The organism is Stenotrophomonas maltophilia group sp. Smal13 (assembly GCF_030236855.1).
In the GTDB taxonomy this organism is placed as follows: domain Bacteria; phylum Pseudomonadota; class Gammaproteobacteria; order Xanthomonadales; family Xanthomonadaceae; genus Stenotrophomonas; species Stenotrophomonas maltophilia_A.
Genome location: NZ_JASJSQ010000009.1, coordinates 50,359 through 74,449 on the forward strand (window position 1 = coordinate 50,359; position 24,091 = coordinate 74,449).

17 protein-coding genes are annotated in these 24,091 nt (G+C 66.4%); 4 read left to right on the plus strand and 13 right to left on the minus strand.

Translation table 11 applies throughout. The features are described from left to right. Positions 1-251: 251 nt before the first annotated feature. Together QRO95_RS05175 and QRO95_RS05180 are read right to left on the minus strand one after the other, a co-directional pair. Positions 252-2,018: a hypothetical protein gene (locus QRO95_RS05175; protein WP_285301838.1), complete on the minus strand. Its 1,767-nt coding sequence runs from the start codon at positions 2,016-2,018 to the stop codon at positions 252-254. 10 nt (positions 2,019-2,028) lie between these two features. Beyond that, positions 2,029-2,628, minus strand: a complete 600-nt coding sequence (locus tag QRO95_RS05180; protein WP_032129662.1) for an NfuA family Fe-S biogenesis protein — start codon at positions 2,626-2,628, stop codon at positions 2,029-2,031. Positions 2,629-2,718: 90 nt separating this feature from the next. Here QRO95_RS05180 and QRO95_RS05185 point away from each other — a divergent pair, with 90 nt between their 5' ends. The 3 genes from QRO95_RS05185 to zupT all read left to right on the plus strand — a co-directional run bounded on the left by QRO95_RS05185 (position 2,719) and on the right by zupT (position 4,390). Then, complete coding sequence (locus tag QRO95_RS05185; protein WP_006456031.1) at positions 2,719-3,069, plus strand: 4a-hydroxytetrahydrobiopterin dehydratase; 351 nt, start codon at positions 2,719-2,721, stop codon at positions 3,067-3,069. Beyond that, positions 3,066-3,482, plus strand: coding sequence for an energy transducer TonB (locus QRO95_RS05190; protein ID WP_285301840.1), 417 nt, complete (start codon positions 3,066-3,068; stop codon positions 3,480-3,482). The genes QRO95_RS05185 and QRO95_RS05190 overlap by 4 nt, the downstream gene beginning before the upstream one ends. A 98-nt stretch (positions 3,483-3,580) precedes the next feature. Further along, complete coding sequence (gene zupT / locus QRO95_RS05195; protein WP_006456115.1) at positions 3,581-4,390, plus strand: zinc transporter ZupT; 810 nt, start codon at positions 3,581-3,583, stop codon at positions 4,388-4,390. Positions 4,391-4,939: 549 nt separating this feature from the next. On the opposite strand, the gene QRO95_RS05200 is transcribed toward zupT, so the two are convergent. Further along, positions 4,940-5,914 (minus strand): RluA family pseudouridine synthase, encoded by a 975-nt coding sequence (locus tag QRO95_RS05200; protein ID WP_049401092.1) that lies wholly within the window; start codon positions 5,912-5,914, stop codon positions 4,940-4,942. Positions 5,915-6,321: 407 nt separating this feature from the next. Between QRO95_RS05200 and rne the strand changes: the two genes are divergently transcribed. Further along, positions 6,322-9,567, plus strand: coding sequence for a ribonuclease E (rne, locus tag QRO95_RS05205; RefSeq protein ID WP_285301842.1), 3,246 nt, complete (start codon positions 6,322-6,324; stop codon positions 9,565-9,567). 329 nt (positions 9,568-9,896) lie between these two features. Here the strand turns inward: rne and QRO95_RS05210 are convergent, their stop codons facing one another. The 10 genes from QRO95_RS05210 to QRO95_RS05255 form a co-directional block, all read right to left on the minus strand. Further along, positions 9,897-10,784, minus strand: a complete 888-nt coding sequence (locus tag QRO95_RS05210; protein ID WP_285301843.1) for an endonuclease/exonuclease/phosphatase family protein — start codon at positions 10,782-10,784, stop codon at positions 9,897-9,899. Between the two features lie 2 nt (positions 10,785-10,786). Beyond that, positions 10,787-13,954 (minus strand): discoidin domain-containing protein, encoded by a 3,168-nt coding sequence (locus tag QRO95_RS05215; RefSeq protein WP_285301844.1) that lies wholly within the window; start codon positions 13,952-13,954, stop codon positions 10,787-10,789. Beyond that, the gene (locus tag QRO95_RS05220; protein ID WP_006378064.1) at positions 13,951-14,787 is read right to left on the minus strand and encodes a carbohydrate ABC transporter permease; all 837 of its coding nucleotides are present in this window, start codon (positions 14,785-14,787) and stop codon (positions 13,951-13,953) included. Before QRO95_RS05220 ends, QRO95_RS05215 begins: the two co-directional genes overlap by 4 nt. Next, positions 14,784-15,665, minus strand: a complete 882-nt coding sequence (locus tag QRO95_RS05225; RefSeq protein WP_032129770.1) for a carbohydrate ABC transporter permease — start codon at positions 15,663-15,665, stop codon at positions 14,784-14,786. The genes QRO95_RS05220 and QRO95_RS05225 overlap by 4 nt, the downstream gene beginning before the upstream one ends. Further along, positions 15,662-17,002, minus strand: a complete 1,341-nt coding sequence (locus QRO95_RS05230; RefSeq protein WP_285301854.1) for a sugar ABC transporter substrate-binding protein — start codon at positions 17,000-17,002, stop codon at positions 15,662-15,664. Before QRO95_RS05230 ends, QRO95_RS05225 begins: the two co-directional genes overlap by 4 nt. Positions 17,003-17,006: 4 nt before the next feature. After that, complete coding sequence (locus tag QRO95_RS05235) at positions 17,007-18,611, minus strand: glucoamylase family protein (protein ID WP_032129772.1); 1,605 nt, start codon at positions 18,609-18,611, stop codon at positions 17,007-17,009. 250 nt (positions 18,612-18,861) lie between these two features. Beyond that, the gene (locus QRO95_RS05240; protein ID WP_285301845.1) at positions 18,862-21,948 is read right to left on the minus strand and encodes a TonB-dependent receptor domain-containing protein; all 3,087 of its coding nucleotides are present in this window, start codon (positions 21,946-21,948) and stop codon (positions 18,862-18,864) included. A 76-nt stretch (positions 21,949-22,024) separates the two neighbouring features. Then, complete coding sequence (locus QRO95_RS05245) at positions 22,025-23,062, minus strand: LacI family DNA-binding transcriptional regulator (RefSeq protein ID WP_032129774.1); 1,038 nt, start codon at positions 23,060-23,062, stop codon at positions 22,025-22,027. 149 nt (positions 23,063-23,211) lie between these two features. Further along, complete coding sequence (locus tag QRO95_RS05250) at positions 23,212-23,463, minus strand: BolA family transcriptional regulator (protein WP_032129775.1); 252 nt, start codon at positions 23,461-23,463, stop codon at positions 23,212-23,214. A 20-nt stretch (positions 23,464-23,483) separates the two neighbouring features. Then, positions 23,484-23,783, minus strand: a complete 300-nt coding sequence (locus QRO95_RS05255; RefSeq protein ID WP_032129789.1) for a YciI family protein — start codon at positions 23,781-23,783, stop codon at positions 23,484-23,486. Positions 23,784-24,091 lie beyond the last annotated feature (308 nt).

The following is a 24,091-nucleotide window of genomic DNA, read 5'->3' on the forward strand; positions in this document are numbered from 1 at the left end:
CGTTCTGGGTGTTTCTGTCGCAGAGCGCGTGAGGTCACCACCCAGGTAGAGGCCGACCCTGGTCGGCGCACGTGCTCCGGTAGATGCCGACCTTGGTCGGCGCGTCTGTGCCAACCAAGGTTGGCACCTACCAAAGCGCGCCAGCATGGCCGTCACATCCCGCGATGGGTCCATCGAAAAGCCCCCTTGTTGTTCAAGGGGGCGCGCCAACGGCGCGGGGATAAGGAAACATGCGTGGACAGCGGGAGCCGTTAGCGGCTCCCGTTGTCTTCCTGCAGCTCTTTCTTGAACGGGATGTCCGGCGGCGGTCGTGCCACCGCTGGCTGGTCCTGCATGTTCGGATTGGTCAGGCCACAGCCACCACCGGCCTGCAGGATCGAGATCACGCAGGAGATCTTCGTGCTGGTACCCGGCAATGGAATCTCCATCGCCTTGACGCCCTTGCGCACCCATTCGGCCAGCAGCGATTCCTGCGGCACCCAGTACTTGTCGAACGAAGTGGGCGTGTAGTCGTACGGCGGTCGCTTCAGCCAGGTGCCCGATTGCGCGATGCGTTCCTTGCTCCAGCCATCGTTGGCACCACCGGGCGCACCGCGCTCGGCACGCCCCTCGCCTTCCTGGCCCGGCACGCGGACGCTGCCATCGGCATTGAACAGGCCACTGCCCTTGCCGCTGGTACTGGCCTGGCGGGCGCCCTTGTCGGCGCCGTCCTGATTGCGGCTCGATGCACCCCAGTCATCGCCCTTGGCGGGCGTGGCCCAGTTGCCCGGATTGGGGGCCGGGCGCGCTCCGGCCTGGGCCGGGGTCGTGCTGGATGCAGCAGGCCGCGCGGCGCTGCTGCTCGCCTGCGTCGCGCTGCCATTGGCCGCCGGCGCGGGCGCTGCCGCGGGTGCATTGCCACTGGAAGACGAAAGGGCTGCCACCGGTGCCGAGGCTACTTCGCGCTCGCGCACCTGTACGTCACGACCCGCCGGCGCATGCACTGCCGGTTCACGACCGGCGACGGTCGCCATCCGCACCTGCGGATCGACCACCGCCTGCACTTCACGCTCGCGCACCTGTACGTCCCGCTGCGGCACGCGCACCTGCACATCGGCCGTGCGCAGTGGCTGCGACACCGCCGGTGCATCGACCGTACTGACTTCGCGCTCCTGCACCGGGATGTCACGCAGCTGCGGCATCCGCACCGCGATCTGCGGCGCACGCATCGCGGTTGGGGTTGGCGGCGCCTGCACCGGCTGCACGCTGCGCTCGCGCACCGTGGGCGTGGTGTCACGCGGCACGATGCTGACCTCGGTGCGCGGCACGCTGACCGGCGGCACCACGAAATCCGTGCTGGCCTGCGCCACTTCGGTGGCCTGCACCGGCGACGGTGGCGGGGCCGCAAGCGGGGCCGGCTCGGCTTCGGCCGGCGGCGACGGCGCGCTGGCTGTCGGTGCTGGAGCCGGTGCAGGCGCAGGCGCCGACGCGGCCGCAGGACGCGGCTCAGGTGCAGTCGCGGCCCCTGCTGCCTGGCCGGCGGCAACCTGGCCGGCCGGTGCAGCCGCAGCCGCCTCGGCACCCGGCTGATCGCCTCCGCCCTCCTGGGAGGCGCGGCCGACGAATTCCACCTGCACACGCTCGCCTTCGGCGCCCTCTGCTTCCGGTGCCGTGGTGCGGATCACCGCAACCCACAGCAGCAGCATGAAGAACAGCAGGTGCAGCAGCGCGCTGGCCAACGCCGAGGTCCAGCGCATCCAGCGCTGATCGCGCGGCGCAGCGTCCCAGTCCTGCCAGAACAACCGGCGCAGCGCCTGCCACGGCGACAGCCGGGGTGATTGGCCCGGCGGTCCAGGCAGCGGGCGCGGCAGCAATACCGCAATCACTTCGCGGGCGTGGAACGGCCGCGGCAGCGGGCCCAGCGAGCGCAGCCACAGCGCCCAGCCATAGGGCAGGCGCGTGGACTTCTCGAGGACGGCGCGTGGCTGCTGGCGGGCCAGCAGCAGTTCGATGAGTTGCTCGGCCCGGGTCAGAGGCACGCGTCAGCGGTCAGGCGACGTTGCCGCGCGGGATATACGGCGCGTGGCCGCTGTCATGGTCGGTCGCGTCGCGCACGGCGGTCACGCCCGGCACGCGGCCCATCAGGGTCTTCTCGATGCCCTGCTTGAGCGTCACGTCGGCCATCCCACAGCCCTGGCAGCCACCACCGAAGCGAAGCAGCACCACGCCGTCGGACGAGACTTCCTGCACGGCCACCTTGCCGCCATGCGAGGCCAGCTGCGGATTGACTTCGTTTTCCACCACCCAGTGCACGCGCTCGACCAGCGAAGCGGCATCGCCGGGGGCCTCGCCCTTGATGCGCGGCGCCTTGATGGTCAACTGCTGGGTACCGGCGGTGCCGGCGACGATGTCGATCTCGGCGCCATCGAGCCAGCCGACGCTGCTCGCATCGACGTAGAGGGTGAAGCCATCGCAGTCCACCGCCCACTCGTCACCGAGCAGGTCGGTCGGTTCGGCGAACTCCAGCCGGGCATCGGCGCGCGGGGTGCCGGGCTCGACCGCACTCAAGCGCACGCCCATGCCGGGCACGCCCTCGCGTTCGATCAGCTTGCGGAAATGGGTCTGGGCAGTGTCGGAGATCTGGATCATCAGGCTATTCTAGCCAAGTAAGCGTCAACCGCTCATTCGGTTTATACACCGTCCGGCGCATTGTTCAGTCAACACGAGGTGGAGATTCCCATGGCCGACCTGATTCCACTGGCCCAGGCCCGTTGCGTGCCGCGCAAAGGCAGCGATCACAAGCTTGGCGAAGCCCGCCTGGCCGAACTGCTGCCGCAGATTCCCGGCTGGGAGCTGAGCGAGGGCGGCCAGGCCCTGTCGCGCACCTTCCGCTTCAAGGATTACTACGCCACCATGGCCTTCGTGAACGCGCTGGCCTGGATCGCCCATCGCGAGGACCACCATCCGGACCTGGGCGTGCACTACGATCGCGCGGTCGTGCGCTTCTCCACCCACGATGTGGGCGGCCTGAGCGAGAACGACTTCATCTGTGCGGCGAAGACTTCGGCCCTGACGGAGCAACTGCCATGAACGTACGTTTGCTGAGCCTGTCCCTGATCGCTGCGACCGGCCTGGCCGGCTGTGGCGCGTCCGAACCAGCGGCACCACCACCGCCGCCGCCCACCGAAGTGGCTGCGGTGAAGACACCGCCGCCGCAGTACCCGCTTGAGCTGGCCTGCATGGGTGTGGGCGGCACCAGCACCTTCAAGGTGACCATCGGCACCGACGGCAAGCCGAGCGAAGTGGCTCTGCTGACCGGCGCCGGCAACCCCCAGCTGGACGAGCTGGCCAGGACCGCCGTACAGGGCTGGCAGTTCAATGCCGCCACCCGCAACGGCCAGCCCGTGCCGGCCACGATCCAGGTGCACGTGAGTCGCCACCCTCCGCAGCCGAAGCCGGACCAGTGCTTCGCCATCGAAGAACGCCTGCGCCGCGGCGGCTGATCGCGCGCTCCCCGACGAGGCCAGCCGACGCCCGCCTCGCCCTCCCCGCCCCGGGTTCATCCGGGGCGGTTGTCTGTTGACCAGGACCGCGTCGGTACATGCTGCAGATTCCCCCCGAAAATGTCTGGATCGCACTGGCGGTCACCCTCGCGGCCGGCCTGGCCACCGCCATCGGCAGCCTGCTGGTGCTGTTCTCGCGCCGCCCCAACCCGCGCCTGCTGGCCTTCGGCCTGGCCTTCGCCGGCGGTGCGATGGTCTATGTGTCGCTGTCGGAGATCCTCAACAAGTCCATTGCCTCGTTCGCACTGGCCTATGGCGAGCGCACCGGCTTCACCTACGGCACTCTGGCCTTCCTGCTGGGCGTGATCGTGATCGTGCTGATCGACCACTTCATCCCCAACCCGCATGACAGCCTGGACAAGCAGGACCCGGCGTTCCGCGAGAACAGCCGCGAGTACCTGAAGCGGGTTGCCCTGCTGACCTCGATCGCGATCACCGCGCACAATTTCCCGGAAGGGTTGGCAACCTTCTTTGCCACGCTGGAGAGTCCGTCGGTCGGCATGCCGCTGGCCTTCGCCATCGCCATCCACAACATTCCCGAGGGCATCGCCATTGCGGTGCCGGTGTACTTCGCCACCCAGAACAAGTTCTACGCGTTCAGTGCCAGCCTTCTGTCCGGCCTGGCCGAACCGGTGGGTGCGGCGCTCGGCTACTGGCTGCTGTCCGGGTCGCTGTCGCACGCCACCTTCGGCTGGGTGTTCGGGCTGATCGCCGGCGTGATGGTGTTCCTGGCACTGGACGAGCTGCTGCCGGCGGCCAAGCGCTATGCCAAGGGCCACGAGACGGTTTACGGGCTGGTGGCAGGCATGGGCACGCTGGCGATCAGCCTGGTGCTGTTCAAGTGGTGAGGGGTTTGCGGCCAACGGGCTGAGCCCCCTCGCGGCTGGTACGTCCCGCAGCATCGAGAGGTCACGGGCGGGGGCGGCTTGCAGGGGACGCCGTGAATCCATCCATGGAGGCTTGGCCGCCGCATCCATGCGGCGGACACCCCTGCAAGCCGCCCCCGCCCGTGCCCCGTCATTTTTCTGTGCGTGCCAGCCACGCGATGAAAGAATAAGAAAGCGAAGCCCGCGCTGCGCGCGCGAGTCGAGCGTCGCTCGACTCTACAAAGGCTACGTGCGGGTATGGGTCTACGCTGCGGCTGTCTGGTCCGCCTTGTAGCTAGCCGAGCACCGCAGGTCCGGCGAGGGTGAAGAGGCGCGGGTGTCTGAGCGCAGCGAGTTCCGCGCCGCCCCTCGGCGGACCGAGGAGCGCAGGGCACCGGCGCGCAGCGCCGGCTCGCGGATGGCGGCGTGTTTCTTTGGTTACTTTCTTTGCACGAGCAAAGAAAGTGACAAGCCCACTCATCGCAGGGAAGCGACGGCGCCGACCAAGCACCCGGCGCCGCCGAACCGCCGTCAGCGCAGCCGGTCCAGCGCCTCGACCAGCTCATCGGCCAGCGGCGCGTTCAGCACGTACGGGCTCTTGCCATCGTCCAGTGCGAACTCCAGCGAGGCCGCGTGCAGGAAGAGGCGTTTCAGGCCGATCTGCTCACGAAGCCGCTTGTTGACCGCAGGATCGCCGTACTTGTCGTCACCGGCCACCGGATGCCCCAGATGCTGGGCATGCACGCGGATCTGGTGGGTACGGCCGGTCTCGATGCGGACTTCGCAGTAGGAATGACCACCGCGACGCTCCAGCACACGGAAGTGGCTGATCGATTCCTTGCCGATCGCGTTCACCTGCACATGGCGCTCGCCGCCCTGGCGCAGACCCACGTGCAGCGGCGCATCGACCGTCATCACGCCGTCGGGCATGCGTCCGGCCAGCAGGGTCAAGTAGCGCTTGCGGATGCCGGCGCCGTGATCTTCACGCAGCAGCGCCTGCAGTTCGCTCAGCGCGGAGCGCTTCTTGGCCACGATCAGCAGGCCCGAGGTGTCTCGATCCAACCGGTGGACCAGCTCCAGGGTCTGGCCCGGGCGCAGGGCCCGCAGGGTCTCGATGGCACCGAAACTGATGCCGCTGCCGCCATGGCTGGCCACGCCAGTGGGCTTGTTCAGGGCCAGCAGGCGGGCATCCTCGAAGACGATGGCCTGCTCCAGGCGGCGCATGAACGCCTCCGGCGGACCGGCCTTGTCTCCCTCTTCGGTGAGACGGACCGGCGGCACGCGCACCTCATCACCCGCCTCGAGCTTGCGTTCAGCCTTGGCGCGGCCACCATTCACCCGTACCTGGCCGCTGCGCACCAGCTTGTAGACCAGGCTGCGCGGGGCACCCTTCAGCTGGCCGAGCAGGAAGTTGTCCAGGCGCTGGCCGGCACGGTCGGCGGGAACGGTGATCATGCGCACGGAAGGCTTGTCGCCAGCGGGTTTGGTGGGGTCTTGGGCAGTCATCAGGCTGTTTATTCTGTTACACTCGGGGGGCGAGATAAGGGATTGATTTCGTTGGAAGTTACTCAGGGCCAGAAGCCCAGCTTCCGACGAATCCGGCACAGTGCGCGACCACCGCCCGCGGGGCGGCCATGTTAGCGGCTCACCGGCCTTCCCGGCCATCGCCGGATGCCTGACACGCAACCGTGCTGAACATGTCCCGCGTGGCGCTCCAGCCTGGCTGACAGCTGCCTGCGGCCTGTAACACCCCAAAACCCATAAGAGTGAAGCGCTCCCGCGGCCTGCCGTGGTGTCGTAGCGCTGGAAACCCAAGCCGCCCTCCCCGCGCTTGCGCGAATGGGCGGCGAACCGTGTCCAGAGGCGAAACCCCATGGCGTTCCGCGCGGTAGCCGCTTGCGAGGAACGCAACAATGAAGCGAATGCTGATCAACGCCACGCAGGCTGAAGAGCTGCGTGTTGCCATCGTGGATGGCCAGTCGTTGTATGACATCGACATCGAGCAGCCGTCGAAGGAACAGAAGAAGTCCAACATCTACAAGGGCCGGATCTTCCGCATCGAGCCCTCGCTGGAAGCGGCCTTCGTTGAATACGGTGGCGGCCGCCATGGCTTCCTGCCGCTGAAGGAAATCTCCCGCGATTACTTCCAGGCCGGTGTCGACCACAACAAGGCCGGCATCCGCGAACTGCTGAAGGAAGGCCAGGAGATCGTTGTCCAGGTCGACAAGGAAGAGCGTGGCAACAAGGGCGCCGCCCTGACCACGTTCATCTCGCTGGCCGGCCGCTACATGGTGCTGATGCCGAACTCGCCCAGCGCCGGCGGTGTCTCCCGTCGCATCGAGGGCGAAGACCGGGCCGCCCTGAAGGACGCCCTGGACAAGCTGAACATCCCCGACGACATGGGCGTGATCATCCGTACCGCCGGCGTCGGCCGCGATGCGGAAGAGCTGCAGTGGGATCTGGATTACCTGCTCAACGTCTGGCGCGCCATCGCCGAAGCCGCATTGAGCAAGCCGGCCCCGTTCCTGATCTACCAGGAATCGCGCCTGATCGTGCGCGCCCTGCGTGACTACCTGCGCGCCGACATCGGCGAGATCCTGGTGGACACCGAGGAGATGTACGAGCACGCCCGCGAGTTCATGCAGCAGGTGATGCCGCAGACCCTGCGCAAGCTCAAGCATTACAAGGACGACATCCCGCTGTTCAACCGCTTCCAGATCGAATCGCAGATCGAAGGCGCCTACGAGCGCAACGTGCGCCTGCCGTCGGGCGGCTCGATCGTGGTCGACCAGACCGAAGCGCTGACCGCCGTCGACGTGAACTCCTCGCGCGCCACCAAGGGCAGCGACATCGAGGACACCGCCTTCCAGACCAACCTGGAAGCGGCCGAGGAAGTGGCCCGCCAGCTGCGTCTGCGTGACCTGGGCGGCCTGGTGGTGATCGATTTCATCGACATGGCCTCCAACAAGCACCAGCGTGAGGTCGAGAACCGCCTGGCCAACGCGCTGAAGTACGACCGTGCGCGCGTGCAGGTCGGCCGCATCTCGCGCTTCGGCCTGTTGGAAATGAGCCGCCAGCGCCTGCGCCCGAGCCTGGGCGAGTCCAGCCAGATCGTCTGCCCGCGTTGCGACGGCCACGGCCGCATGCGCAGCGTCGAGTCGCTGTCGCTGTCGATCATCCGCGTCGCCGAAGAGCATGCGATGAAGGAGAACACCGGGCAGGTGCTGGTGCAGGCCCCGGTGGAGATCGCCAACTACCTGTTGAACGAAAAGCGCAGCGCCCTGCGTGAGATCGAGCAGCGCCACGAGGCGCCGATCGTGATCGTCGCCGACGAGCAGCTGCACACCCCGCACTACACCGTCACCCGCCTGCGTGAGAACGAGCTGGGTGAAGAGAGCAACAAGCCCAGCTACCAGCGCGGCACCCCGCGCAAGCTGCCGGTGCACGCCCTGACCAAGGGCCAGTTGAACATCCCGCCGCCGGCCGTGACCCAGGTCAAGCACACCTCCCCCGCTCCGGTGCGCGAGGAAGTGGAGCCGGCCGCAGCGGCACCGGCCCCGGTCGTGGCAGCGCCGGTTGCAGCGGCCCCGAGCGGCGGCGTGATCGGTTGGCTCAAGCGCGTGTTCGGTGGCGAACCGGCGCCGGCACCGGCACCGGCGGCTCCGGTCGCCCGCCAGCAGCAGGACGGCGGCCGCAAGGACCGCAACAAGGATCGCAACAAGGACCGCAAGGACCGTCGCGACGACAACCGTGGCAACGGCGGCAACGGCAACGCGCAGCAGCAGAAGGACGGCGGCAACCGCAAGGAGCGCGGTGAGCAGCGCAGCAAGGACGGCCGCAACGGTAACAACGGCAATGCCCAGCAGCAGCCGCAGCAGGGCAAGCAGAAGGAGCCGCAGCAGAAGGATGGCCAGCAGCAGCCGCAGCAGCAGAACAAGCCGCGCAACGAGCAGCAGGGCCAGAACCCGCAGCAGCCGAAGCTGAAGCAGCCGAAGCAGCCGCGCCCGCAGCAGGACGGTGACAAGCCGGCCGAGAAGCCGCAGCGCAACACCGCCGAAGCACCGGCCGAAGCCGTGACCGCGGCTGCAGCCGTGGCCGCCACGGCGGTCGCCGCCAATACGGTGACCGCGCAGGAAGCGACCGCACCGGTTGCGCCGGTGGCCGCCGCTCCGGCCGAAGCCGCAGCACCGGTCGACACCACTGCCAACGCCGCCAGCGAGACCGATGTGGTTGCGGTTGCCGGTGAAGAGGCTGCAACCGACGCCAATGGCGAGCAGACCGGCGAAGGCGCGACCCGCCGTCGTCGCGGCCGTCGCGGTGGCCGTCGCCGTCGTCGCGGTGGCGCCGAGAACGCCGCCGGCAGCGACGCTCTGGGCGATGACCAGGACGATGGTGACGACGGTGACGACGCCGACGGCGCCGAGCCGAGCGTCGACAGCACTGCCGGCACTGTGCCGGTCGCTGCTGCGCAGCCGGCCCGTTCGCAGCCGGAGTTCGACTTCGATGACGAAGCCGAACCGGCCGCTGCCGACGCCGCAAAGCCGGTCCGTGCTGCCGCCGCTGTTGCCGCCGCACCGGTTGCCGTGGTGAGCAGCGCTGTGGTCGAAGCCGCCGCCCCGGTCGTGGCTGAAGTGCAGGCCCCGGTCGAAGCTGCTGCGAAGGCTGAAGCGGTGTCCTCGCCGGTGCAGACCAGCATGCTCGATGCCATCGACGCCGCGACCCCGGCCCAGCCGGTAGCCGCTGCCGCGCCGGTGATCGAAGCAAAGCCGGTCGCGGTTGAAGCCGCCCCGGTGGTTGAAGCCGCTCCGGTGATCGAAGCGAAGCCGGCGGCGGTCGAGGCTGCGCCGGTGGTTGAAGCCAAGCCGGTGGCCGTTGAGGCCGCGCCGGTGGTTGAAGCCAAGCCGGTGGCCGTTGAGGCCACGCCGGTGGTTGAAGCCAAGCCGGTCGTCGAGCCCGTCGTGGCCGCCGAACAGCCGGTCGCTCCGGTGGCGGTGGAAGCCGCGCCGATCGAGGCCGCTGCCCCGGTCGCCGAAGCGGTGGTGACGCCGTCGATCGACCCGGTCGCCGATGGCCATGCCGACGCTGCGGCCCAGGCTGCAGAAGCCAAGACCGATGAAGAAGACGAAGAGGCCGCCAAGCGCACGCCGCCGGCGAACTGATCGCTCCTTGATCGCGTGAAAACGAAACGGCGGGGAACAATGATCCCCGCCGTTTTTGTGTGTGCGTTTGGCGCTGGCTTCGCTTTGGTAGAAGCCAACCTTGGTTGGCGCCGTTGATTGAGTGCACGTGGACACGCACGCGCCAACCGAGGTTGGCACCTACCAGGGCACACCCCGCACAAGGTCACTGCTTTGGTGGAGGCCAACCAGCGCACAACCCGCGCACGGTCACTGCTTTGGTAGAGGCCAACCTTGGTTGGCGCCGTTGATTCAGTGCACGCGGACACGTTCGTGCCAACCAAGGTTGGCACCTGCCGGAGCCTGCTCCGTCAGGGCTTCGGTGCGAACTGCAGGCGGGTCCACACGCCGTAGTGGTCCGAGGCCCAGCGTCCGCTGTCATCGGGCTGGTCGAACAGCAGCTTCGCCTCGCGCGCGACCATCTCGTCCTGCTGGAAGAAGATGTGGTCGATCCGCGACGGCGCCTGGTAATAGTGGCGGTTGAGCGTACTGACCCCGGACAGGTCGGTATTGACGTGCACGCTGCCGTAGCTGTCGCCGTAGTGGCTGCGCAGCTCGCTCAGGTCGCCGGCATCCACCAGCGCATTGAAGTCGCCCGCGATCACCACCGGCGCACCGGCCGACGTCGTAGTGATGAAGCGCAGCAGGTCCTCGACCTGGGTGCGACGGATGCGCTGCCCACTCTCATCGCTGCGCTCGTTCAGATGCGTGGCGTAGACGTTCACCGGCGTGCCGTCGACGTCGATGCGCAGGTGAGCCACGGTGCGGTAGTCGTCCAACGGCAGCAGCAGATGATCACCACGGGCGAGGATCGGCCGCCGGGTCAGCAGCGCATTGCCGTAGCGCTTGGGTGCCCCGACCGGATCGGTGGACACGAACACGTACTTGTAGCCGAGTTGGCTGGCCAGCCATTGCGCCTGGTTTCGCACGTTGCGGCGCTGGATCACCTCCTGCAGGGCAACCGCATCCGGCTGCAGGCGCTTGAGCTCGGCCAGGATGGTGCGGCGCCGGCTCGGCCAGTCTTCGCGGTCATGATGCAGGTTGAAGGTGACCATGCTCATGCCCGCTGCGCTGGCAACGTCGGGCGCCGCGTTCGCGGCAGCCGGCTCGGCCGCCATCATCACGCTCGGCACTGCCAATGCAATTGCCAGCCCCAGGGCACGCACCGACGTGCGCACCCCTGCCCCCTGTTGCTTCATCGTTACTGCCCCTTGCGCTCGGCGCGGCGCACTGCGCTCGGTATGTCGATCTCAACCCGCGCCGGCAGCTGGTGCACGTGCAGTTCCTTGTTGACCCACTCGGCTGCTTCGCCGTTGATACTCGCCTCGCCCGGATCACCGGCGTATGGCCACGGCAACACCACGCCTCCTACCGGTGGCACCAGGCCCGGCTGCACCTCCAGCACCAGCTGCTTGTCGCTGCGCTGCAGGCGGTAGTTGAGCTGGCCCTGCGGCGTACGCAGGCCTTGCACGACGATGCCCTCGCCCTGCAGCCACGCGGTCGGTACGCCGGCGGCCAGCACCAGTGACTCGTCCATGTCGCGGTTGTAGGCGAACATGTCCAAAGCCGAGCGCACGAAGTCCGAGGCCACCCAGGCATGCGGCAGGTCACCGACGAAGAACGGCTTGCGCGGCGTGCGCGAGACCACTTCGGCCCACTGGTTCCAGGCCTGCGGTGCGCGGTCCTTGAAGAAGAACTCGGTGGCCTGCCACGCGCGATCACGCCAGCCCAGGCGCACGAACGCGGCCACGTTGCGCCACTCGTACGGGGTGTAGTCCTTCCACTCGCGCTTGCCGTCGCGACGGGCAACGAACTCGTTCCAGTAGCGTTCGAAGGTCGCCTCCAGCGCCTGCTGCGGCAACCTGCCCTGTTCGCCGCCCGGGGCCAGTGCGATGGTCGTCGACGTCGCGTCGAAGTCACCCAGCTCGGCCGAGCCCGGCAGGTAGTCGATGTTGTGCTGCTGCATCGCCGACAGCAGCGAGGCCTGCAGATCATCCCGGAACTGGTCGCGCGATTCGGCGATCTGCATCGCCTCGACCTTGCCCAGCTGGGTCGCCAGCAGGGTCGCGTCCTTGTAGCCGCGCAGTGCCCAGAAGTTGTCCCAGTACGAGTGCATCGGCTTGGCCGAATAGCCTTCGTGGCTGATCGAGGCCGGCATCATGCCGTAGAAGGCCGGGTTGCGTGCGCGGTTCTCCTCGGTGCGCTCGCTGGCGCGCAGCTGCTCCATGTAGCCGTAGGCGCCCTTCACATGCGGCCACATCAGCTCGGTGAAAGTGCTGTCGCCGGTGTAGCGCCCGTACTCGGCGATGCTGTAGATCAACTCGCCATGGCTGTCGTTCTCCGGCACCGGGTCGCTGCCGCGGGCATCGACGCAGCACGGCACCTTGCCGTTCTCGAACTGATACGGCGCATACCAGTTGATGTAGTCGCGCACCGCATCACTGCGGCCCATGCGCAGCAGGCCCTCGGAAATCATCGCGCCATCGCGGATCCAGCTGCGCGCATACGAACGCGTGCCCGGCTGCAGGCGTGGGCCGACGCGCGAGATCAGCATGTGCGCGACCGCGGTGCGCAGGGTATCCACCAGCGCCTGGCCCGCAGCCGGCACCTGCAGCGAGACCACGCCCAGCTTCTTGCGCCACTGCTCGGCCACCTGCGCCTGCGCCTTGGCCACGTCCAGCGCCTGCGGTGCCCAGCCACCGGTCTGTGGCAGCACCACCGCCACTTCACGGCTCTGGCCGGGCTCCAGCTTGATCGTGTACATCAGCGCACCCGACGCCATGCCGGTGCTGTCCTTCACGGCTGTGGTCGCCGGGTACGTGCCGCTTTCCAGATGCATCGCATCAAGCTTGCCGTCGAACGTACTGGCAAAGCGCGCGTCCGGCACCTGCAGCGGGTAGATGCGCGGCTCACCGTTGACCCGCACCAGCTGCTCACCCACATCCAGTGCATCGATGCGGCTGAAACCACCGACGGTGTTGAGGAACTGGGTGGGCGGGTTGACCTGCCACGGGCGGATCGCCAGCGCCAGGGTGTACTCGTGCGCGACCTTGTCCGGATTGCTCAGACGGTAGCGGCCGATCAGCTGAGCGCGCTCCGGCGTACCCTGCACGAAGCTGGTCACTGCCAGGCCGACCTTCTCATGCACCCAGTCGACGTTGGCGATCGGCAGGTAGTGATCCTGCAGCGACTGGGTGATGGCCACCTTCGACCAGTCCAGCAGCTTGCCATCGAGGCGGATGAACGGCTCGATGCTGAAGCTGCCCTTGGCCGGCTCCAGTGCGCCATCCTCGCTGATCAATGCCTGTTCCTGGCCACCATCAAGGCCGAGCAGGGTCCAGTACGGCTGCTCGCCCACATAGGCACGAGGCAGCGAGCCGCGTGGCAGGTCGGCGGCGACCGAGGACAGGAATGCGTTCGGGGTGGAAGCAAAGGCCAGCGGCTTGAGCGCGATGTCGCGGATGCCGTAGCGCCAGTTCGGGCCGTCCTGCAGATCGAAGCGCACGTAGCGCGCATCGGTGTCCGGCAGCGCCAGCCAGTCGCGGCCACCGGCACCACTGGTGACTTCGCGCACGGTGCGCCAGTCGCGGCCATCCTCGGAGGTGCGCACGGTGTAGCGGCGGGCTTCCAGGTTCGGCAGCCAGTCGATCACCGCACCACCGATCTCGCGGCTCTTGTGCAGGTCCAGGCTGATGGTCTGCTGCTTGACGCCACCGCTGATCCAGAACGTATCGCTCTTGCCGTCGATCATGCGGTCCTGCAGCGCGGTGGCGGTATCGGCGATCACCGACGGCACCAGCGCCGAGTCATCCTGGGCTGGCAGGCCCTGCAGGGTCAGCTTGTCGAAGCACACTGTGCCGCGGCCGCCGACCTTGCTGTAGATCGTGAACTCGACCGCAGCGCTGCGTGCCATCTCTTTCTCGGGCGACGGCCCCCACGCCTTGTCGATCTGGCGACGGCGATACTCGACCGGCGTCCACGCCTTGGGGAAACTGTAGCCGGGACGATTGACCCACCAGACGTTGTCGCCGCTGGCATCGATCAGCTTGAACTGCAGGTCGTTGCCCGGTGAATCACCGCGCAGCTGGAAACCGAAACGGTAATTGACCGGGTAGTCGATGTTCAGCGCGCGGCGGATGCCGACGTAACCGGAGACATCGTGGAAGTCATAGTCCAGGCACAGCGCGCGGCCACCACCGGCGCCGCTGACCGGCCGCAGCGAACCGCTGACCTGGTCGGACAGCACCAGCTTCCAGGCTGCGATGTCGTCGAAGTCGTCCAGCACCTTCGGTGCCGGCAGCGCCGGTGGTGCGGCGATCGCCAGGGAGGTCCACAACAGGCCCAGTCCAACGGCGATCGCTCGCTTCATCCTTTGACGCTCCCCAGCAACAGACCTTGGATGTAGTACCGCTGCAGCACCAGGAACAGCGCCAGCACCGGGACCACGGTGACCACCGCGCCGGCCATCATCATTTCCACGTCCATGATGTGCTCGCGCGAGAGGGTGGCCAGCGCCACCGGCAAAGTGTAGTGCTCCTGGTCGGTCAACACGATCAACGGCCACATGAAATCGTTCCATGCGCCCATGAAGGTGAAGATCGCCAGGGTCACCAGCACCGGCTTGAGCATCGGCAGCACGATCTGGAAGAAGATCCGCAGCTCCCCTGCCCCGTCGATGCGGGCCGCTTCCAGCAGTTCGTCCGGAATGGAACGCGCGTACTGGCGCACCAGGAAGATGCCGAACACGCTGGCCAGCGCCGGCACGATCACGCCGCCGAAACTGTTGACCAGACCGAGCTGCTTCATCAGCAGGAACAGCGGCAGCATCGCCACCTGGGCCGGAATCACCAGCGCCGCCATCAGCACCTGGAACAGGCGCTCGCGGCCGACGAAGTTCAGCTTGGCGAAGGCATAGCCGGCCATGGTGTTGAGCAGCAGCGAACCCAGGGTGATGCCGACCGACACCAGCAGGCTGTTGGCGAAGTTGCCGCCCATGCCGGTGCGCGCGAACAACTCATGGTAGTTGCGCGTGGTGATGCTGGACGGCAGCAGCGGCGGCGGGAAATGGGTCGCCTCGCCCTGTGGCATGAACGAAACCGAGAGCATCCACAGCAGCGGTGCCAGGCTGACCAGGGCCAGCACCAGCAACGCACCATTGATCAACCACGGGTACCAGCGCGACTGGCCGATTTCACGACTCATACCAACTGCCTCTTGCGGCCGAAACGCAGCATCACGGTGGTCACCGCCAGGATGATCAGGAACAGCAGGAACGCCACGGCGGAGGCGCGTCCCAGGTTCCACCACTTGAAGCCTTCCTCGAACATGAAATACAGCACGCTGACGGTGCTCTGCAGCGGGTCGCCGCGGGTCATCACGTAGGGTTCGGCGAACAGCTGGAAGTAGCCGGACACGGTAATCACGCCGACCACCAGCAGCACCGGGCCGAGCATCGGCAGGGTGATGTGCAGGAACTGCTTCCAGCGCGAGGCACCGTCGATGCGGGCGGCCTCGTACAGGTCATGCGGGATGGCCTGCAGGCCGGCCAGGAAGATCACCATGTTGTAGCCGAAGTTCTTCCACACTGCGAACAGCATGATGGTCGGCATCGCCCAGTTGGGATCACCCAGCCAGTCGATCGGACTGATGCCCAGGTGGCCCAGGCCGTAGTTCACCAGGCCGTAGCTGGTATGGAACAGGTAGCGCCAGATCACCGCCACTGCCACCAGTGTGGTCACCACCGGCGCGAACAGCGCGGTGCGGAACAGCGCCTTGAAACGCGCGGCAGGTGCATTCAGCAGCATCGCTGCGCCCAGCGACACACCGATCGACAACGGCACGCCGATCAACACGAAGTAGGTGGTGTTCCACAGCGACTTCCAGAACATCGGCGTCTGCAGCAGATCGATGTAGTTGCCGAGGCCGACGAAGCGCAGGTTGCTGCTGTCTGCCAAGGCATACAGGTCGAAGTCGGTCACGCTCAGCGCCAGCGCCGAGGCGACCGGCAGGCCGAAGAACATGCCCAGCACGATCAGCGAGGGACCGGCGAAAACCCAGCCGGCAAGCGAGGTACGTTTCATTGCGCGCTCCCGGCGGCCACGGCACTGCTCGATTGCGGCGACGGCACGCGCTGCTGCAGGCGTTGTTGTTCATGCATCCAGCGGCGCTTGGCCAGCACCTTGTCCACGCGCTGGTCCAGCTCTTCCACGGCCTTGTCCTGCGCCAGGCCACCACGCACCACCTTCTCGGTGACGATGCGCATTTCCTGCACGATGCGCTCCCACTCAAGCACCTTCGGCGTCGGCTTGACCCGCTCCAGCTGGTCACGGAACGCAGCGGCCAGCGGATCGTTGGCCAGCGACGGCGCGTTCCAGGTACTGCGGCGCGGCGGCAGGTCGCCGATGATCGAATGGAAGCGCGCCTGGATTTCGGGTCGCGACAGGAACTCGATCAGCTTCCACGACGCCTCCTTCTGCTGCGATTTGCGGAAGATCACCAGGCTGGTACCACCGGCAATACCGGCGCCCGGGCCGTCCGGACCCGGCAGCGCGGCCGTACCCCACTGCCCTTCCAGTTCCTTCGGCTGCAGCTTCTTGAACTCGCGGATGTTCCACGGGCCGGAAATGTAGAACACGTTGAAGCCACGGAAGAACTCATCCCAGACGTTGGAGATCTGCGTCTCGGACATCTTCGGCGCCCAGCCCTGCTCGAACATGTTGGCGTAGAAGGCCAGCGTGCGACGGAAGCCCGGGCTGGCGAAATTGCCGCGGGTGTCGTCGTCGCGCAGCAACGGATCAGGCTGCTGCAGTGCCAGCGAAAGCTGCTGCTCGAACTCGTTGATCGGCATCAGCACCGCATAGCGGTTCGGGCCCTGCATGCGCTTGATCGCCGCCATCTGCTCGTCCCACTCCTGCCAGGTGCGCGGCGGGTGGTCGTAGCCGGCCTTGGCCAGCAGGTCCTTGCGGTAGTAGATCAGGCGGGTATCGACATACCACGGCACGCCTACCAGTTCGCCGTGGATCACATTGGTATCCCAGATGCCCTGGAAATAGTCCTTCGGGTCGACCACGACCGAGCGCTGCACGAGCGGCTGCAGCGGCGTCAGCGCGTCCAGTTCGGCGAACTCCGGCACCCAGGTGTTGCCCAGCTGGCACACGTCCGGCAGGCCGTCCGCGGCGAACGCGGTCAGCAGCTTCTCGTGCGCGGCGGTCCACGGAATGTTCTGCACATCCACCTTGATGCCCGGATTCTCGGCCTCGAATTCATGGATCAGCTCGCTGACCACCTCGGCTTCGCGGCCCATCGCCCAGAAGCGCACGGTGGTGGTGCCCGGTTCGGTACGGGCGCAGCCGGCCACGGCCAACACGGCCAGGGCAGGCAGCGCCCAGCGGCGCAGGCGGTCGATCCAGTTCGGCATCGGGTTACTTGCCCTGGCCTGTATTGCGGTTGGCATTGTTCTTCTGTTCCTGCGCGGCAGCCGCGCGTGATTCGGCGATACCCACCGCGCGTGCCGCCGCGGCCTTTTCGTCTTTCTGCAGTTCCAGCGGCTGGAACGAACCTTCCGGTGCCAGCCAGCCACCGCTGAACCCGGCCCGTTCCAGGCCCTTGCGGATGTACGGGTTCTTCTTCATCACTTCCCAGACGAAGTCATCGCGGTAGTTGGCGATCATGGTCAGGATCGGGCCCTGGTCGATGGCGATGTAATCGCTGGCGACCCAGCCACGATCCGGCACCAGGCGGCCGGTCTTGATCGGGATGTCGTAGTTGAAGCTGGGGTTGAACGAATCCAGGAAACCGTAGCTGGAATAGATGTAGTCGCCGTAACGCTTGTGCATTTCCAGCGTAGCCGGGATCACCTGCTCGGGCGCGAACACCACCGAGGCGATCGCGGCGGTCGGGGCGATGGTGCCGTCATCGAAGTTCTCGCGCAGGCCGGCGCCGCGCGAGGAGTAGTGGCGGAACTGGCGCTGCTCGCCGCGGTACTCCTGGGTGGTGTTCTGCGGGCCGTCGCTGGCGGTCAGGCCCCATACGTTCTCACCATAGTCCTTCCACTGCATCGGGTTGGCGATGGCGTACTCGCGCTGGGCCAGGGCAGCCGAGCGGCTGTTGAGGAAGTAGGTGCTGCCGCGCTCGCGCATGTACGCGTCCTGGATATCGCGGAAGTCGATCCAGACATGGCTGTACTGGTGGCCGAACAGCGGGCCGAACGACAGGTATTCCTGGCCCTGGTAGACGCCCCAGTCGTTGTCGTAGGTGCGCGTCCACACCGTCCACGCATCCGGGCTGACCGGGTGCGTCGGCGAACCCAGGGCGAGGATGTAGACCATCATCGCCTCGTTGTAGCCCATCCAGTCGTGGTCGATGAAGCCGCTCTCCGGGAACCAGCCCATCGAGATCAGCGGCGCACGCTGCTGCAGCCACGGCCAGTCGACCTTCTTGTACAACGTGTCGGCGATCTGGCGGATCTCCTTCTCGCGCGGATCGTCACCGTCGTAGTACGACTGCGCGAACAGCACGCCCATCATCAGCAGCGCGGTATCCACCGAGGACAGTTCAACCCAGCTGTCGTAGCGACGCCCTTCCTGCATGTCCAGGAAGTGGTAGTAGAAGCCCTTGTAGCCGGCCTTGCCGGTGCGCTGCGGGCCCATCGGCACGTCGCGGAAGAACTTCAGCGTGGTCAGGGTGCGGTCGATCGCCTGGTTGCGGCTGACCCAGCCGTTCTCGATGCCGATCGGATAGGCGGTCAGCGCGAAGCCGACCGAGGCGATGCTGGCGAACGGCCGCGACGGATAGCGGTCCGGGGTCAGGCCGTTGATCTCGTTGGTGGTATCCCAGAAGAACTGGAAGGTACGGCGCTCGATGTCATCGAACAACGGCGGCAGCACCGGCTTCATCGGCCGCGGCGGTGCGTCGGCCTCGATCAGGATCACCGGCGGCCGCGGCTTGGCAGGCTCCTGCTGGGCCGGCTGGCAGGCAGCAACGGCCAGGCTCAACGCCGCAGCGGACAACAGATGGCGTGCCTGCATGGCGCGATTTCTCCGGTGGTCTGATCGATGGGAAAGCATACCGTCCAATGATCTGAAATCGTTTACAAGATGCGCTCTTAAAAAACCACGAAAAACGTGGTTTGACACCGCGATCATTGCCCATGCCGCTGCCGCCTGGCCGGCAGCGGCATGGGCAATGGACCGGCACGGGGCCGGCCATTGCTTTTTTCTTCCTGCCGATGCCGCCGGCGGAGCGGCGGCATCGGGGTATTGCTTCAGGCGGATCCGCTTAGAAGCGGAAGCCCACTTCGGCCTTCACCTGACGCGGGGTACCGATCACATCGCCGGTCTCGTTGTAGCTCACCAGCAGCTTGCCATCGCTCTTCACGTAGTTCAGGTTCGAGAAGTTGTCGAAGTTGAGCACGTTGATGATGTCGATACGCGCATACAGCTCGGTATCGCCGGCCAGCTTGAAGGTCTTGGTCGCCTGCAGGTCCAGCGAGCGGTAGCCGAAGATCTTGCCACCGAGCAGGAAGCGGCCATTGCCACCCGGAGTACCCGCGGCCGGAGTCGGCAGGCAGTTGGCAGTGCCAGCCTGCGCGATGCAGGACCAGTCATTGCCCGGGGTAGGCGTGGCCAGGGTCAGCTTGCCACCAAAGGTGATGCCCCAGAAGCCGTCATACGAGCCGGTGACCACCAGGCGATGGCGCGGCGCGCCGTTGGACTTGATGGTCGGGTACTCACCGATGGTGCCGCGATCGAACGAGTAATGCTCGTTGATGTTTCGGTTGTGACGCGCGTTGGTCCAGGTATAGGCGATCGAGGTGCCCCAACCGCTTTCCTTGCTGTACGGCTTCTGCGCCGACAGCAGCACCTGGGTGGAACGGGTCTTGATGCCCTGCTGGCCGATGATCAGGCTGCCGAAGCCCGGAATGTTGCAGTTCCACGGCTGGCCGTAGGTCGGCTCCTTGGCACCACACAGCATCTGGTTATCGAAGAAGTTGCCGTTGTTGAAGCGGTTGCCCAGGGTGAAGGCGAACCCATCATAGGTCAGCGTGCGAGAAATCGTCGCGTCGGTCAGCCACTCACCGAACTGGTTGCTCATGCCCAGGCTGAACTGGTCGGCGTACGGCACCTTCATGTTGTTGTTCAGCAGATCGACTTCCATGCCTTCATTGCTGGTGGAACCCAGCAGTGCCTGCACGTTCTCGATGCCGTTCATCAGGTTCGGGTTCCAGTCAAAGCACGGAGTCTGGCCGTACATGCAGTTGCCGGTGGCCGGGTTGCGGAAGTAAACGGTCGGCTGCGGCAGCGCCAGCTTGGTGGTTTCCAGTGCCAGGTTGTCGAACAGGTCGCGGTCATAGGAACGGCCGGCGCCACCATGGAACACGTGCCGTTCGTCGGCATTGACGTCATACGAGAAGCCCAGGCGCGGCTGCCAGGCGTTCTTGAAGTTCTTGCGGTTGTGGCCGGTGCTGATGTAGTCGTTGACGTTCAGCCCGCTGAGCGCCAGCGTCTGCGCATAGGTCTGGGACACGCCCGCCGGCGCGTTCGGATCCTGCGAGAACAGCGCCTTCACGACCTCCGGCGGGGTCACGAAATCGGTGTAGACCGGGTTCTTTTCGTAGTCCCAGCGCAGGCCGATATTCAGCTGCAGGTGATCGTTGACCTGCCAGTCATCCTGGATGAACAGGCCAATCTGCTTGACCTTGGCACGCACCTCGGACTGCACGCCGGTGACGCCGGTGCTGGCCTTGGTGAACTGCGCCTTATACGGCGTGCTCGAGGGGAACGCCGGGTTGTCGATGGTGTAGGAAAACTGAGGGTTGATCTGCGCCGCGTCGGAAGCGTACAGGTCGATCTGCTTGTACTTGGCGCCCATCTTGATGGTGTGGTCACCCGCCCACTGCAGGCCGTCCAGGGTCAGGTTGTCCTCGATCGCCCAGCCCTTCTGGCCCTTCACCTGCGAGGCGAAGGCATCAGCCGCGCCAACCTGGACGAGCGTCTTCTCCTGCGGGCGGTTGGCGTCCGAGTCACCGAAATCCGGTGCGGTGTAGATGATGCCGTTGCCCATGGTCAACGGCAGCGGATTGTTGAAGGCCTCCTCGTGGGTCACCATCAACTCGTTGTAGAAACGCTCACCGCTGTGGTTCCAGCGCAGCGCATAACGGCGGTCGGTGTTGTCCACGACCTTGCCGTGTATCTTCGCGGTCTGGCCACTGAACTGCTGCTGGGTTTCGTCGCGGTCCTGGAAGGTCAGTTCGATGCGATCGTTGTCAGTCGGCTCGAAGTCGATCTTGGCGAAGATCAGGTCCTGCTGGAACGGCTGGCTGGCCGGGCCGAGACCTGCGAGACCATCGGCAGGCAGATTGGCGGCCGACGGAGTGACGGCACCGTCCGGCGCGATGGTCACCGGCAGATCGAAGCGCTTGGCCTCATAGGTGACGAAGAAATGGGCCTTGTCCTTGATGATCGGGCCACCCAGCGCGAAGCCGTATTCCTTCTCGGCCGAGTCTTCCTTGCTCTTGCCCGGCTGGCGTTCGGCCGGGGTCATCGCACGCATGCTTTCGTTGGTATAACGGTAGAAGGTCTCACCCTTGAACTCGTTGGTACCCGACTTGGTCGCAGCCGTGATCGCGGCGCTGGACACCTGGCCGTACTCGGCCTTGTAGTTGCCGGTGATGACCTTGTACTCACCGATGGCCAGCTGCGGGAACGGGTTGCCCGCGCTGCCGGACTGGCCGGAGATGCCGCCACCCTTCACGTAGCTCTTCTGGCCCACACCATCGATGTAGACGTTGGTGCCGTCGGAGTTGGTGGCACCGCCACGCAGCGAGGTGTTGCCCTTGGCATCGCGGGTGAAGATCATGCCCGGCACCGCGTCGGCGAACTCCAGGAAGTTGCGCGAGACCTGCGGCGTGGTCTGGATCTGCTGCAGGCTGACGGTCTTGCCGACTTCGGACGTGCGCACTTCCTGCAGCAGGGTCGGTGCGACAACGTTGACGGTGTCCAGGTTGGTGGCCGCGGTCGAACCCGGGGTGCTGCTGGCGGCACCGGCGAAGTTCAGGGTAGCAGTCGAGGCCACAGTGACGGTGACCTTCTGCGACTGGCCGTTGGCGACCACGTCATAGGTGCCCGGGTCCAGGCCCATCAGCGAGTAGCTGCCATCGGCACGGACGGTGCCGCGACGGACGGTGCCTGTGGCCAGGTTGGTGGCGGTCACTTCGGCGCCGGCCTGGGCGCCGGAAACCTGGCCGCGCAGGCTGGCATTGGCCGACTGCGCCATGACGTTCGGAGCGGCGGCCAGCATCAGGCAGCTGACCAGTGCGGTGCTCAGCAGCCGGCGTGCCGGCGTGCGGAAGGTGGTATGCATCATCAACTCAATCTCCGGGTGGCGGTGACCGCTCGCGCGGTCCCTGCGATCAATCAAAAAAGAAGGAACGCCTCTGGCTTCAATGGCCCGATGGCGGAGTGGTGGAATCGCGAACTATCAAGCGGGGAACCAGGGTCTGCTTGTCCCCTGTCCCGTCCGTGGAGGTGCCGTCCATCAACTGCAGCAGGCGCGTCATGGCCCGGTCGCCGAGCTCGGCGATGCTGACCTGCATGGTGGTCAGCGACGGGTGGACGAAACGCGCCAGTGGAATGTCATCGAAACCCGCCAGGGCGACATCGGTCGGAACACGGACACCGGCCTGCGTGAATGCATACAGGCATCCCAGGGCCATCATGTCGTTGGCGGCGAACACGGCATCAGGCAGCGCTCCGGCTGCCAGCAACTCCTGACCGGCGCGATGGCCGGAAGCTTCGTCGAAATCACCGGGCAGCTCGATGCCCTCGGCGCCACCGCCAAAAGCCGCCAGCGCGTCACGGAAGCCGCGCAGGCGCTCGCGCGCGTCGAAGTTGAGATCCGGGCCAGAAATGAAAGCGATGCGACGGTGGCCGGCGTCAAGCAGATGGCGGGTCATCGCCATCGCACCGGCATGGTCGTCGATGCTCAGCACCGGGTGGTCCTGCCCGGGCAGATAGGTGTTGATCAACACCGTCGGCAACGACTGCGGCAGGTTGTCGGTCAGGAAACCGGGGCTCTCGGCATAGGGCGAGAGCACCAGCAGGCCGTCGACGCGGCCGCGCATGGCGCGCAGGGCCGCGCCCTGCTGCTCCTGGTCACCGTGGTAGCTGGACACCAGCAGGTGCTGGCGACGGCTACGGGCGACATTGTCGATGCCACGCATCAGTTCGGAGAAGAATTCGCCGTACAGGTCAGGCAGTACCACGCCCACCGTATTGGTGCGGCGGCTGCTCAGGCTGCGGGCGGCGGCGTGCGGGGTGTAACGCAGCCGTGCGGCCACCTCCAGCACAAGCTGGCGGACCGGTTCGGCGACATTTTCATGCCCGTTGAGCGCGCGGGAAACCGTGGCCACGGAGACCCGGGCTTCGCGAGCGACGTCTTTGATTGTGATAGCTGCCTTGTTCACGAAGCCGCCCTCCACGGCTTGGACCTACCAGCATTGGCGCGGAATGTAAGCGTTTCCATCTGGGCTTGTAAACAGTCCGTTAGGCGAATGTCCCGAAATGGACATGGAAATCTGTCTGCAGCGAGCCCCCGCAGGGACCCGTCAGGACAGCGTGGGACAAGGGCTCAGCCCTGTTCTGACGGGGTCTGCGCGCGGATGGACAACGCGTGGATATCGGTCTCCATCATCGTCCCCAGCGCGGCGTACACCGCGCGATGCCGGGCCAGCGGGCCCAGTCCGGCGAAGCGTTCACTGACCACATGTACGTTGAAATGGCCGCGGCCATCGCGCGCACCGGCATGGCCGGCGTGGCGATGGCTGTCGTCCTCGATCTCGAGCACGCTCGGCGCCAGCGCATGCTGCAGCGCATCACGCATTCGCGAGATCCGTTCCGCGTTCACGGCAACACCTTCCGGAACGGTCGCACCTGCACGCGGGTGTAGACGCCGGCGGCCACGTACGGGTCGGCGTCGGCCCAGGCCTGGGCCTGCAGCAGCGACTCGAACTGCGCGATCACCACCGAGCCGCTGAAACCGGCCGGGCCGGGGTCTTCACTGTCCACCGCCGGGCAGGGGCCGGCCAGCAGCAGGCGTCCCTCGTCGCGCAGCGCGTGCAACCGCGCCAGGTGTTCCGGCCGCGCCTGCAGCCGCTGCGCCAGCACATCCTGGCCGTCATACCCTTCGATCACATACCACACCGGCATTTCCTCGCTTGCGTTGTCGGGTCCGCAGATTCTAGCCAATGCGGCCCCTGCCCCGGCCCGGCTGGACACTGGCGCAACAAAGGCTTACCCTAGACTCCATTGCACGTGGCTGGATGCAGCAGCCCGTCGGTTTTTGCGGCCAACGCAGCCCCCGACGACCGTCCCGCTGCTTCAAACCGGACCACCTGGCCGGGCCACGTAGACGACCTCCCCGTAGTTCCGTCGCTGCCGTTTCCTGCGGCGCGTCCTGCTGTTTGATATGTGTGGAATCGCGCCGATCCCGGCGTGTCTGGTGCCCTGGG

Bases quoted from the DNA above. Each gene is read 5' to 3' on its own strand.
- QRO95_RS05215 (WP_285301844.1), bottom strand. From the start codon at position 13,954: ATGAAGCGAGCGATCGCCGTTGGACTGGGCCTGTTGTGGACCTCCCTG.
- zupT (WP_006456115.1), top strand. From the start codon at position 3,581: ATGCTGCAGATTCCCCCCGAAAATGTCTGGATCGCACTGGCGGTCACC.
- QRO95_RS05210 (WP_285301843.1), bottom strand. From the start codon at position 10,784: ATGAAGCAACAGGGGGCAGGGGTGCGCACGTCGGTGCGTGCCCTGGGG.
- QRO95_RS05180 (WP_032129662.1), bottom strand. From the start codon at position 2,628: ATGATCCAGATCTCCGACACTGCCCAGACCCATTTCCGCAAGCTGATC.
- QRO95_RS05185 (WP_006456031.1), top strand. From the start codon at position 2,719: ATGGCCGACCTGATTCCACTGGCCCAGGCCCGTTGCGTGCCGCGCAAA.
- QRO95_RS05250 (WP_032129775.1), bottom strand. From the start codon at position 23,463: ATGCGTGATGCGCTGCAGCATGCGCTGGCGCCGAGCGTGCTCGAGATC.
- QRO95_RS05190 (WP_285301840.1), top strand. From the start codon at position 3,066: ATGAACGTACGTTTGCTGAGCCTGTCCCTGATCGCTGCGACCGGCCTG.
- QRO95_RS05200 (WP_049401092.1), bottom strand. From the start codon at position 5,914: ATGACTGCCCAAGACCCCACCAAACCCGCTGGCGACAAGCCTTCCGTG.
- QRO95_RS05235 (WP_032129772.1), bottom strand. From the start codon at position 18,611: ATGCAGGCACGCCATCTGTTGTCCGCTGCGGCGTTGAGCCTGGCCGTT.
- rne (WP_285301842.1), top strand. From the start codon at position 6,322: ATGAAGCGAATGCTGATCAACGCCACGCAGGCTGAAGAGCTGCGTGTT.
- QRO95_RS05225 (WP_032129770.1), bottom strand. From the start codon at position 15,665: ATGAAACGTACCTCGCTTGCCGGCTGGGTTTTCGCCGGTCCCTCGCTG.
- QRO95_RS05240 (WP_285301845.1), bottom strand. From the start codon at position 21,948: ATGATGCATACCACCTTCCGCACGCCGGCACGCCGGCTGCTGAGCACC.
- QRO95_RS05220 (WP_006378064.1), bottom strand. From the start codon at position 14,787: ATGAGTCGTGAAATCGGCCAGTCGCGCTGGTACCCGTGGTTGATCAAT.
- QRO95_RS05230 (WP_285301854.1), bottom strand. From the start codon at position 17,002: ATGCCGAACTGGATCGACCGCCTGCGCCGCTGGGCGCTGCCTGCCCTG.